Below are 13165 nucleotides of genomic sequence, written 5' to 3'. Positions count from 1 at the left end.
AAATGCCATTCAAACTATTCATTAACATTTCTCGTAAATCCCTCATTACATTTAAGATTAATTAAATCAAATTATATATTTTCACGAATTGAATTGTTAACACTTTATAAATCAATCATTAATGTTTAAAAATAAATTGCTGTTACTTGCAGTAGCACTGATTCCAATCCTGAGTAATGCTCAAACCGCTGATAAACCGAAGGAAAACTGGCAGAACTTGGATTTAGCTTCAGACGGAGTATTTGGCATTAGTACAGAAAAAGCTTATCAGCAGCTGCTGAAAGGAAAAAAAAGCAAGCCTGTTATAGTTGCTGTAATCGACGGGGGAACAGATACTAATCACGAAGATTTAAAATCAGCGATTTGGAAGAATCCAACGGAGAAACCAAACGGAAAAGACGATGACAATAACGGTTACGCAGATGATTTTCATGGCTGGGATTTTTTAGGTTCGGCGAAGGGAACTGTTCACTACGACAACCTTGAAATTGTCAGACAGGTTCGGACACTGCAACCTCGTTACGCATCCGTATTAAACACTACTCCGTTAACCCCCGAGGAATCGAAGGAGTTCAAATTATATAAAAAATTCAATTCGGAATATGTAAACAAGCTTCAGGAATCACAAATGGGCTTGCTTAATGTAACAGCAATTAAGAGGTACATCAACGAGATTTTGGCAAAAATGGGTAAGCAAAATCCAACGCCGAGTGATTTTGACGCATATGTTCCTGAAAATGATATGCAAACGAAGGCTTTAAAGATCATTAAATCAGCGCTGAAAAAGGATCCGGATTTCCAGAAATTGCAGGAAGATCTTAACGATGCACTAACATATTACACTGAGCAGGTAAACTATAATTTAAATATCGATTTTGAATCAAGGGATACCGTTGGTGATAACTATGCTGACAAGTCTGAGAAATTATACGGCAACAATAATGTGAAAGGGCCGGATGCTTTGCACGGAACGCATGTAGCGGGTATAATCGCTGCTGCCAGGGACAATAAAGTCGGAATAAAGGGAATTGCCAACAATGCGCAGATCATGGTTGTAAGGGTGGTGCCTAATGGAGATGAACGCGATAAAGATGTAGCAAATGGAATTCGTTATGCCGTTGATAACGGTGCGAAAATCCTTAATATGAGCTTTGGAAAATCATATTCTCCCGATAAAGCCGTTGTGGATTCAGCAGTTAGATATGCTGTTTCAAAAGGCGCTTTAATAGTGCATGCCGCAGGTAACGATGGAAGCGATAATGACAAGGTTGGCAATTATCCCAACAGAAATTATGTTGATACGGCCGGTATTGTGATGGGAACCTTTAAGAATTGGATCGAGGTTGGCGCCAGCAGTTGGAAAAATGATGAAGACCTTGTCGCAACTTTCTCAAACTATGGAAAGAAATCAGTTGATGTTTTTGCGCCGGGAGTGAAAATTAAATCGACAATAGCTGATAACAAGTATAAAGATGAAGATGGTACAAGTATGGCGTCTCCTGTTGTAGCCGGGTTAGCGGCTTTGGTCTGGTCATATTATCCGGATTTGTCGGCATCTCAGGTAAAAGACATCATTTTGAAGTCGGTCGTGAAAGTTGATCATAAGGTTAAAATAAAGGTTGAAGGTGCAACAAAGAGAGTTGATCTGAGCGACATTTGCGTTTCGGGCGGTGTTGTCAATGCCTACAATGCCTTGCAAATCGCTGGTCAGCAAAAACCACTATAATATAAATAGCGAACTTAAACGAGGATGCAAAATGCTTGCATCCTCGTTTCTTTTTAAAATGACATCCCTGATTTTACGGTAAACAGGTGTCCATCTTCCGAGAAACCGTATCCACCTGAAAAAATAATTTTATTAAACAAGTTAACCCAGATACCCGGACCGTAACCTGTATGCCACTTATCTGTTTCTGACACGCTGCTATAAACCCGGCCCAGGTCAAAGAATCCCGTTATTCCCAGCGTGCCCGAAAAAAGATAATTTCTGATTGTAGTAACAGGAAATCTAACTTCTGAGTTTCCGTACAAATAACTTCTTCCTGAAAACCTGTTATCGCGGTAGCCTTTTAAGCTAATGTCTCTTCCAAAAATACTCAGGTTATAATTATTTCCGATTGAGTTGGACTGAAAGAACTTATAGCCACCAATATTCGTGGCACCACCTATACGAAAAGCAAAGGTCATCGGAAAATTGAAATTTGGTGTGGCATAAAATGTTAAATCTGTTTTCAGTTGAACATGTTGCTGCGCGTTATTAGTGGTTTCGAGAAAATAGTTAGCTTGATTTCTCCAGGTAAAGCCTGTTGTAGGAAAAATTTCATTATCGACGAAATTCGTATTCGTAAAGGACCTGACCGTTATAAATTGGGATGGATGAACGATCTGATCCTGATATGAGAAATCAGGACTGGCAACATACCTGCCCTCACTTCTTAAAATATTGTAATATTCATAACCTGGCCCTATACCAATCTGGAAGGAATTTGAAAATCGATGTCGAACAAAAATAATCGAATTAACAGTTTTTGTACGAACACGGTAAGGACTAATGATATCTGAATTATTGTACTTTATCGAATTGCCTTCTCCAAAATAATTAAATGTATTTTGCGGGCCCTGGTATATTGCACCAACTACCAGGTCGGTGTTAGCACCAAATAGTGAAAGAACCTCGCCGGTAAATCTAAAGTTAATCGCATTAGTTTTTGGAGCCCATCGGAACAGAACATTTTGCTTATAACTATAAGGCGATTTATTGAACTTATAAAGTGTCAGGCTGTGGCTTAGTCCGAGGAAAATTCCATCATCTCCATTTACATTTAAATCAGGAGCAAAGCCTTTTTCATTGTAATTGAAGAAATTAAATGGGTCATAATCCTTTGTTAAGTTTTGAGTAGTGACACGGACGTCAGTATTTTCGCCTTTTTTTATATTGTTTTTGCTGTCATCGTATACTACAATGTTGCTTTTCTTAGACTTGTCCTGAAAGAAATCCTTTCCTTCGCCGCCAATCAGCCTTATTTTTATAGGATTTGCCAGGCATTCACCGTTAACAATAACGCTGTCTTTTCCGCCACGTTCGTAGATGTCGATCTCCTTTGTTTTTTTGTTAGCAAACTTTCGGTTAAAAAGTTCCTGCTCAGTATTATTGTCCTTATTAAGCTTCCTTGTAATGATCTGGGTTGAGTCGTTATCAAAGTGAATGGTATAAAATTCTCTTTTATCACTTCCCTGAATAGTAATTTTCTTTTCAAGAGTTTTGTAATAGAGCTTTGCGACGTCTACGAGTTCGTCTCTTCTTGATTTCAACTTACTCAATATTTCCGGACCCGACAGCGGATACACTTCCGGCGGCATTTTTTTCATAGCGTTTTCTAAAACGCGATCTGTTAACGATGACTTGATCTCGTTAGCCGCCTTTATCCAGTCATTCAAAGACAAATTATTTAACAGGTTACGATCGAGATCCCGGGCGCCCAGCGATAATTTTGCCGGGTCTTTTATTTGTTTTCCAAAATTTTGCGGCTCAGGGACAGCCATCATTAATAATTTAGTGATTGAACCGTCTAATTTTGTAAAAGCCTGATCCCTATCACGAGGGATTGGTTTGTAAACGGTTTGATCTCCCTGTTTAAATTCAGCCCAACGCCACTGGTCTTCATGTCTATCCCAATCGCCAATTAAAATATCGAATAGGCGGCATTTGAGGAACATTTGCTGATCAACCTTATTTTCATTGTCCTTAAACAGCTTTTCGTAAAGCTTATCAGTGCTAATTGCATTTTTGGCGTTCCCGAATGATTTAAAATCAGATAAGTCTTCATCGGGGCGTGCTTCAATAAATCCCATCTTGCCGCCAACCTGTTGAACGTACGGGCCCAGCAGGCTGCTATAGGGAACGTATACGAGCCTTGGTGCGGCATAATAAATTCCGATCGCTTTTGCCATATCCGGAATAACCAGCGCAGCGTACGGATGTGCAGATGAGATTTGATCCTGCAAAATGTCATCCGCTGCTGATTGTTCTAATCCGTCAGGCAGAAGTTGTCCCGGATCTTTATTTACAGTTCGAAACTGGTAAAGATTTCCATCTTTTCCCTGGAATTGAAGTGAAGTAGTTTGATGCCCACCACCCATCTTTAACGGAGTTAGCCCGCCGGCAAAAGTGTTGAGGTCTAAGTATGGAGTCTTTACCGGTGTTGCCCAAACATTGCGATAATGTTCGCCCAGTAGCGTTCTTTTCATTTTGCCTGCGCGATACTCGCGGCCGGCCGCTAAAACTTTCACGCTATCTTTATAACTAATAATGTCTTGTTTCTTTTCGGCTATTGGTTTAGGTGCAATTGCATATAATGGAGTTCTGTAGACCACCTTACCTTTCATGCCATCACCAACAGGTTCCCAGAACTCAACCCAACATTGACCGTTCGTATAATAATTTAATCGTGCGAAGCCTTGTTGCCCGTGAGCAAAGCTGGCACCATTTCCTTTTACAAGCGGACTGGATTTACTACCGCTTCCACTAATAATAAAATTGACATCGTTATAGCGGTTAAACTGTAAAGCGTGTTCATGCCCCGATGCAAAGACTACATTTTTTTCACCGCTGATTGCCGCCAGCATAGAGCGCCTGAGTTCCTGGTAGGTTTTGTTAGACAAATCCTGGCGCGATATACCATATTCACGCATTAACGGATAAATTGAACCGATGATAGGTAATGGAATCCAAAGGTTATCTCTAACAATTGTCAATGGAAAAATCCAGTCTGTAGCACTAAAATGACCGCCATGCTGACCATTGCTAAATAGCGGATGATGTTCTGTAATTAAAATGTTTTTTCCCTTATTTCTCCTAATAATATCTTTAAGCTGATTTATTACATCGGCCTTTGTACTCGTGCTGCAATCGTTGTTTTCGGCGGTAGATTTCTCGTATTTTCTTAGCCACCACTCGCTGTCAATTACAATCACAACCAAATTTTCATCTAACTGCAATTCTACCGGGCCAGCACAGCCGTTGGAGGGTAAGAATACGTCAGAACGCTGTAAGTAATTTGAGATAAATTCCTGCTGACGTAAAACTGCCTGCAAACCCCCACGCCTGCTTTCATTCCAGTCGTGATTTCCAGGAACAAAAATCGGTTTGCCTTTGAAGTTTTTAACAACTTTTAATTGTTCAGTAATGCGCCGCTCTTTTTCTTTTCGGTCTGCTGCATTACTGTCAGGCATCCCTTTTTCATAAATATTATCTCCCATGAACACCACTGCATCTTTTTCATGAGAGGTGTTTGCAGCACTTTTTCTTGAAGCGCTGGTATCAGCCTGCGAAAGACTATCTGCATAATAAATTTGTTGCTGTAAAAGCTTCAGAGTTGGTTCTTGCTTTTCGTCGTCGGGATTTCCGACATCACCAATTAAAAAAACGGAATAATCCAGTTTTACAGAATCAGGAACGTTACTTTTTTGCCAGTCTTTCTCACTTTTAGCGTAATAGACTTTACGTGAAACACAAGAAGGAAGACCGGATATTATCAACAAGGCCAGTGAAAACCGAATAAAATTAATTTTCATACTCCAGCTCAAGAATGTTTCCGCTTTTATTTTTTGCGCCTTCGTTTGATATAAACAATTTTCCATCGGGCGAAAATGTGATACCCTCAGGCTGAGAGAAATCGCCACCTTTTAATAACAGAATTTTTTTCAGAGAATCAGCTGGTGAAAGTATAGCGACCATGTTATTTAAAGACGAAAGCATATATAAATCTTTCGTTTTGGGATGAATAGCCAGTGCGGATGTCCGGAAAACTTTATTCATATTTTCGTTACCAATCGCCTTAAGGAATTTTTTTGAAGATTCTTCAAGCTGGTCGCCTTTAAACTGTGCTTCGATTTGAGCGAGATCGAGATTGTAGACAGGCGTACTGTTTAACTGGTTTGTTTTTAGATCCAGTGCGTAAACAACTTTTATTTTCTTTTTACCAGTATCAAAACCTTCATCTTTTGGGGCTATAAGCAACCTGCTACGGTCAGGATCGTATGCTAATCCTTCCAGGTTATTTTGGGGCTTAAATGGAGTTTTAATTTCAGTAATATCAGTGAATCCCTTTTTGAAATTTGCAATCTTAAAAAGCTTTCCATCACTCTGGATGGCATACATATCATTCCCTGCTACACATAAGTCTTCAAAATCTCCGGCACCCGCGAATTTATTTTGTCCTGTTACTTTTTTCTGTGCAAGACTATAGTTATAAATTACGCCGCTTTCATCTTCGACAAGAGCAATCGTATTACTGTCAATAAATGTAATCCCTGATATTTCAGTAAGTTCAACCGGCAGATGATTAACCGTTTTAACCTTTGGAATTTGTACAGAACTATTTTGTTGGTTTTTATGTTTAACACTGTTGTTGCAAGCAGTTGCAACCATAAGCAAATAAAGAAGTAAAAAAGTTAGTGATCGTGACATCGTTAAGTAATTATTGTTGAATCCAACATATAACTGAATGTTGTTCTTATAGTTTTAATTTATATTAACATTGAATACCTAAACTTATAGTCATAATATTAAATGAAAAATAACAATCCCGTATTAAAAAGTGCTTCAACGTATGTTTTTGAATTATTGAAAGAAAAGCTATCAGGCGATTACGTATTCCATAATTACCAGCATACAGTTGAAACCGTTAAAGCATGTAAAGAACTATCGGTTGCATATGATCTGACGAGCAGGGACTTCGAGATATTAATGCTCGCTGCCTGGTTTCACGACACTGGATATACCAGGGCATATGAAGGGCACGAAGAGCACAGTATTCAGATATTAAAAGATTACCTGGAGGGAGAATATAAACTTGAAGATATCGCCGAGATAGAATCATTAATATTATCGACAAAATATGGCCATGTGCCCGACGGAACACTTCAGGAAATTCTCCATGATGCGGATTATATCAATCTTGGTAAAAAGAAGGCCTCTCAGCGCGGCGAGCTTCTTCGGATTGAGTGGGAAAAAATACTTGGGAAAAAATATTCAAACATTGAATGGGCGGAGTTGCAGCTTGATTTCATCTTAAATACAACTTTCAAAACGGAAGAGGCGATTAAAACTTATGATGAAAGAAGACAACAGAATATCCGCGAACAATACGATATCATCGATCAGCTAAAAAAGGATGAAACCAAATATCTGTCAAAATTAAACAAGGGCGCCGGAGAAAAGTCACCCAAGCTTGGTAGGGGAATAGAAACTCTTTACCGAACAATTTATTCGTACCATATTAACCTCAGTTCAATTGCGGATAATAAAGCCCACATCATGATTAATATCAATACGATTATTATCTCATTGATTATCACGCTTTTTGGTTCGGGTTATACTTTTTCAAGTTCTAACCAAGAACTTTTTACCAGCATAAGGTTCGTTTTTCCAATGGGTTTTTTGCTGATTTCAAGTTTATTATCAGTTGTATTTGCCATACTTTCGGCCAGGCCTAACATCAATGCACAAGAAGATTATGACATAAAAAGTGATACTAGCAGCGTTCTGTTCTTCGGTAATTTTACCCAGCTTAAATTGAAAGAGTTTGTCGGAAAAATAAAAGAATTAAAAAGTGAACAAGACGGGTTATACGACAGCATGTCGGTCGACGTGTATCACTTGGGTGGCGTTTTGATCAAGAAATATAAACTGCTTCGGTGGTCATATAATATTTTTATGATAGGACTGATAATTTGTGCAGTTGGCTTTATTACGATTGTAATAATTTCAATGTCCAGCGGCGGTTAACTTCTTGGTGCTGAAACGAATTTGTAATTTATTCTGCCCAGGTATTCGTAGCTGTCCGAACCGGTACTAAGTATACTTTCGTTAAGCGAAGAGGTTAGAGGTTGCTCATTATTTGTGTTTAAATAGCTCTCCGTAAGTAAAATATACTCGGTCGCAGAGATGCTGTTTTTTAACAAGCGGTGTATTGTAATTACATCAGTTCCAATTAATTTTACTCTGCCTTTAATAAGAGCGGGCATAACGTTGCCATAATGTACAATTACTTTCAATCCAACCTGGCTATTGGCCAGATATTTTTGATAATTCTCCGGATCCGTCTGCTTGAAACCATTTAAGGTATCGGCGAAACATTGGTAGAAGCTATCGCACTGCTCCATAACTGATACAGGCGAAGGCGCTTCTCCGGTTCGGTAAAAGAAAATCGCATCTCCTTCTATTTCAGCTACAGACATCGCCAGATTGTTGCAATCCATCAGCCTGTTAAGCAAGGCAGGTATCACAAGGCTGCTGAACTCAATGTCAGCCGACGTTATCAAACGGGTGAAACCTGTAATATCTGGAACGCAAAAAAAGCAAGGAGAGAATAAAGATTTATTCATTTAATTAATAAAGGGATAAAAATGTAAAATATTAATGAAAGCCAAAGAAAAGTTTTCTTAAAGACTTGTTAATAAAAGGCTTCCAGTTTTTTTCTTATCATAAAGCGTTGGACAAACATTGATCGAAAATTTGAGAAATCCGAAAAAAAATTTCCTGCTATTGTTTTTACGAATTATGTAACTAAATTTATACCTACCAATTGTAATATAAAACCAAAATAGTATTATGAAATTTTTACTTAAAGTAAGTTTCTTCATGATCTGTTATGCTTTTGCTATGTCTGTTCAGGCTCAAAACAGAGTAGTAGAAGGAAAAGTAACAGACAGGAAAGACAATTCTCCATTAATTGGAGTGTCAGTAATCGTCAAAGGTGCCACGACGGGCACCCGTACGGATGCGAACGGAGCCTATCGGTTATCTGTTCCAACAAGTGCACAAGCGCTTATTTTCACCTATTTAGGCTACGAACGGCAGGAAGTAGCAATCAATTCAAGAACAACCATTAACGCTTCACTCTCATCAAGCAGCACTTCGCTTAACGAAGTTGTGGTAGTTGGTTATGGTACACAACGGGTCAGAGATGCAACGGGTGCCGTTGCTTCAATTGGCACAAAAGATTTTAACAAAGGTGTTATCGCATCGCCCGAACAATTATTACAGGGCCGTGTTCCCGGAGTTCAGGTAACGCCTGCGAGCGGTGAACCGGGAGCTGGAATTAACATTAATATTCGGGGAGCAACGTCCATCAGGTCAAATAACAATCCGTTATTTGTAATTGATGGTGTTCCATTGGATGCTAGCGGCCCGACAACTGGCGGGATGGACGCAGGCGCCGGTATGTCATCGGCCAGAAATCCTTTATCTTTTCTTAATCCGGCTGATATTGAAAACATCAGTGTCCTGAAGGATGCTTCCGCTGCCGCTATTTACGGCTCCAGGGGTGCAAATGGAGTTGTATTAATTACAACTAAGAAAGGTACAAAAGGACAAGGTTTGACTTTTATTGCAAGCGGAAGTATGTCATCCGCTGCAAGGACATATGACCTTTTGAACACTCAAGACTTCCTGAATTTGGTAGCAAGGACAGGAGCTAATAACGGTCCAATCTCACAAGGCGGTATTAATTTTGGCAGCAGCAATGACTGGCAGGATGCATTTTTAAGAAATGCCTACTCGCAAAGCTACAACTTAGGCTACGGCGGTGCAAAAGGCGGAACGCAATACCGGCTTAATTTTGGTTATGACGACATTAATGGTATCGTTAAAAATTCTGGCTTAAAGCGTTTATCAGGAAGGTTAAATGCATCGCAAAGTTTATTAAAAGATAAGTTAAAGCTTGATCTGACATTTACAGCTTCCAACGTAAAGAATCAATATGCTCCAATCACCAACACTGCAGGTTTTGAGGGCTCTTTGATTGGTTCAGCGATAATAGCTAATCCTACATATCCATTGTATAATTCAGATGGTTCTTATTTTACAGGAGGAAGTTCGACTTACCGTAATCCGGTAAACATGCTAAATGAAATTGATGACAGTGATGATATTAACCGTTATTTAGGCAATTTAGGTGCTACTTTAAACGTAATTAAGAATCTTTCCTATCGCGGAACAATAGGTTACGATTATTCAAAAGGTGCCAGAGAAACCTGGATGAGCCCATTGCTTATCGGATATAGCGGAACACAACGTATACGCGACGTACAGGTTGAACAGGTTACAGGACGCGGACGAGGGATCACTCAGGACTCCAAACTTCAAAACTTGATTACCGAGCATACGTTAACATATAATAACAAGTTTGGCAATAATACTTTCACTGCGTTAGGTGGATACTCTTATCAGACATTTAAAAACTCTCCGTTGAATTATATTGGGTGGGGCAATTCGGCGTCTACTGCTTCTGTAAAAGATATTAACGCATTTCCTAACCATCTTCCTGCAGCATATGGAGATAGCACCAAGAGTGAACTGCAGTCGGTCTTTACACGTTTGAATTACGCTTTTAAAGATAAATTGTATCTTACTTTCACCATGCGTGCCGATGGTTCATCGAAATTCGGTGAAAACAATAAATATGGATTCTTTCCGTCTGGAGCTATCAAATGGCGTGTAGTTGATACCAACACTCCTAACAGAGGTATATTTAATGATTTTAGCCTCCGGTTAAATTATGGTCTAACAGGTAGCCAGGACGGAATTCCACCTTATGCTTCTTTAACAATCAGGCAACTTCAGCAAAGTGGTGCGATAACAACCAATACAATCGGTAACCCGGATTTAAAGTGGGAAACTACAACATCTTATGGCGCTGGTATTGATTTCGGTGTTTTCGAAGGCCGTTTGACGGGTACTTTGGACTATTTTAATAAATCAACGAAGGATTTACTTTTCCAGGTAGATTTGCCGGCACCATCGCCGATTAATAATGGCCGTGTTTGGTCGAACATTCCGGGAAAATTAGTTAATTCGGGTGTCGAATTAGGTTTGAACGTAGATGCCGTAAGACAGTCGAAATTTACCTGGCAGATCGCTTATAACTTTACATACCTAAAAAATCAAATGAAAGACTTCAGCGGAACTGTTATTACAGGGGATATCAGTGGTCAGGGTCTTTCAGGCGCTTATTCACAGTTAATTCGTAACGGATATCCTGCCCCAGCTTTCTTTTTGCCAAGTTATTCAGGACTTGATGCAAATGGGTTTGGTATTTATCCAAACGGTGCGGACGTTTCCACTTACCAGGGAAGTCCCATTCCAAGATTCACACAAGGTTTAACTAACTCTTTCACATTTGGCAGATTCAATGCAAGTTTCTTCCTGAATGCGGCAACAGGGTTTGTTATTTATAATAATACGGCTAACGCATATTTCCTTAGAGGCAGTTTCAAAAATGGCCGTAATGTAACTTATGACGTTGCAGAAAGTAATGAAAATACACTTAATCCAGGCGGGGTATCTACCCGGTTCCTTGAAAAAGGAGATTTTTTACGTCTTGCTAACGCGAACATAGGCTACACATTTAATTTACAGAACAGTAAGGCGATCAAGCGTCTTAACTTAACGTTGTCCGGACAAAATGTATTTCTGATCACCAATTACTCTGGTATCGATCCAGAAATCAATACAGACAAGTCCAGAGATGGAGTTCCTTCGCGGGGAATTGACTATGCTGCTTATCCAACCGCAAGGTCATTCACATTAAGTTTAAACGCCGGATTTTAATTAGATAAAAATGAAAAAGAAATTTTTGATAACCGGTTCGTTAGCAGCATTGCTTTTGGCCGGTTCGGGATGTACGGATTTGAAGGAGGAGTTATACGGGTCGCAGTTTGAAGACAATGGAGCACAAACCACTTCGGCGGATCTAGCTGGTGTTTATTCAATTTTAAATGGATTTACAGACCAGGCGAATTTATATGCTTTGGAGGAACACTCCACCGATGAGATGATGGGGCCAACCCGTGGAACAGACTGGGACGATTTTGGTACCTGGCGGAAACTGCACCAGCATACATGGGATCCGTCACATAACCAGGTCTTTGATACGTTTAATCAGTTAACCCGCGGTGTTTATAATGCGACACTGGTATATAGCCGTGGTGCTGACAACCAGGTAAAAGGCGAGGCTGCTTTCCTTCGTGCTTTCTTCATGTTTTATATGGATGATTTGTACGGTAAACAGCCATTTCGTGAAGCCAGCGAAGGTATAGATGTTTTACCAAAAGTTTTCACAAGAAAAGAAGGCACGGATTTCATCATAAAGGACCTGGAATTTGCGGAGGCAAACCTTAAGCCAAATACACCAGGCTATGCTACGAAAGAAGCCGCCGATTTTTTGTTAGCGAAGATGTACCTTAACAAAGCTGTTTACTATGCTGATCCGCAAAATCCCGGAGGACCATATACTTTTGCTAAAGCTGACATGGACCAGGTTATTGCTTATTGCAATAAAGTAATTGCAAGTGGCAAATATCAAATTGCTGCAAAGTATTTTGATAATTTTACCTGGACAAATACAACTGATTCAAAGGAGTTGATTTTCGTTCGCGAAAACACTGATACAGATCAGCCCGGAAACTCGAGAAATCGTACTTACATGGGCAACCACTACAACCAGACACCAGGCGGTTGGAACGGTTTCACTACATTAGCTGACTTCTACAGCACTTTCGAAAACGGTGATCAGCGTAAAGGTGGCGACTTACCAGGCTTTACAAACAGGACAGGTGAAAAAACCGGTTTTAACATTGGCCAACAATTTGGTCCGGATGGAAAAGGCGGTTTAGTAGCTTTGAAAGACAGAAGCGGTCAGCCATTAATATTTACACCAAACGTAAATCTAAATTACGCGACAGAAGCAGAAGGTATTCGTGTTATCAAATATCCATTGAACCCGGATAAACTGGATAATAGCCAAAACGACTATGTTTTCTTTCGTTACGCAGACTTACTTTTAATGAAAGCTGAAGCGATTTTGCGCGGCGGCACTGATCCAACCGGTCAAACTGCGTTAAGCATTGTGAATAGTATCCGGACGACTCGCGGCGCTTCTACACTTTCATCGATTGATGAAGTTTCGATGCTGGCAGAAAGAGGTAGGGAGTTGTACTACGAAGGATGGAGAAGAAACGATCTGATCCGCTTTGGTAAATTTAACGATCCTGTCGATCAACGTCCAAATCGTTCTGCTGGTTTTCGTGTTGTTTATCCGCTTCCTCAGCGGGCAGTTGATGCGAATCCTAATTTAACTCAAAACGTAGGTTACTAGTAGAC

Annotated in this window: 7 protein-coding genes; 4 read left to right on the top strand and 3 right to left on the bottom strand. The window is 39.8% G+C overall.

Annotated elements, in window-relative coordinates:
- Positions 1–121 precede the first annotated feature (121 nt).
- A complete protein-coding gene (locus GS399_RS19690; protein WP_160846374.1) occupies positions 122–1726 on the top strand; it encodes a S8 family peptidase in 1605 nt (534 codons plus the stop codon).
- A gap of 53 nt (positions 1727–1779) precedes the next feature.
- Here GS399_RS19690 and GS399_RS19685 read toward each other — a convergent pair whose 3' ends face one another.
- On the bottom strand, positions 1780–5574 hold the full coding sequence (locus tag GS399_RS19685) for a metallophosphoesterase (RefSeq protein ID WP_160846373.1): 3795 nt from the start codon (positions 5572–5574) through the stop codon (positions 1780–1782).
- The gene (locus tag GS399_RS19680) at positions 5564–6469 is read right to left on the bottom strand and encodes an SdiA-regulated domain-containing protein (RefSeq protein ID WP_160846372.1); all 906 of its coding nucleotides are present in this window, start codon (positions 6467–6469) and stop codon (positions 5564–5566) included. The genes GS399_RS19685 and GS399_RS19680 overlap by 11 nt, the downstream gene beginning before the upstream one ends.
- Before the next feature lie 102 nt (positions 6470–6571).
- Between GS399_RS19680 and GS399_RS19675 the strand changes: the two genes are divergently transcribed.
- Positions 6572–7789 (top strand): Pycsar system effector family protein, encoded by a 1218-nt coding sequence (locus GS399_RS19675; protein WP_160846371.1) that lies wholly within the window; start codon positions 6572–6574, stop codon positions 7787–7789.
- Here GS399_RS19675 and GS399_RS19670 read toward each other — a convergent pair.
- Entirely contained in the window at positions 7786–8388 is a 603-nt protein-coding gene (locus tag GS399_RS19670; protein ID WP_160846370.1) for a DUF2652 domain-containing protein, read from the bottom strand. The genes GS399_RS19675 and GS399_RS19670 overlap by 4 nt on opposite strands.
- A gap of 226 nt (positions 8389–8614) precedes the next feature.
- Between GS399_RS19670 and GS399_RS19665 the strand changes: the two genes are divergently transcribed.
- Both GS399_RS19665 and GS399_RS19660 read left to right on the top strand, forming a co-directional pair.
- Complete coding sequence (locus GS399_RS19665) at positions 8615–11614, top strand: SusC/RagA family TonB-linked outer membrane protein (RefSeq protein WP_160846369.1); 3000 nt, start codon at positions 8615–8617, stop codon at positions 11612–11614.
- 10 nt (positions 11615–11624) lie between these two features.
- Positions 11625–13160: a RagB/SusD family nutrient uptake outer membrane protein gene (locus GS399_RS19660; RefSeq protein WP_160846368.1), complete on the top strand. Its 1536-nt coding sequence runs from the start codon at positions 11625–11627 to the stop codon at positions 13158–13160.
- Positions 13161–13165: the final 5 nt, after the last annotated feature.

This window comes from Hufsiella arboris (assembly GCF_009834875.1).
In the GTDB taxonomy this organism is placed as follows: Bacteria; Bacteroidota; Bacteroidia; order Sphingobacteriales; family Sphingobacteriaceae; genus Hufsiella_A; species Hufsiella_A arboris.
The sequence above is the reverse complement of the archived record's forward strand: the minus strand, read 5'-3'. Positions and strand labels throughout refer to the sequence as shown.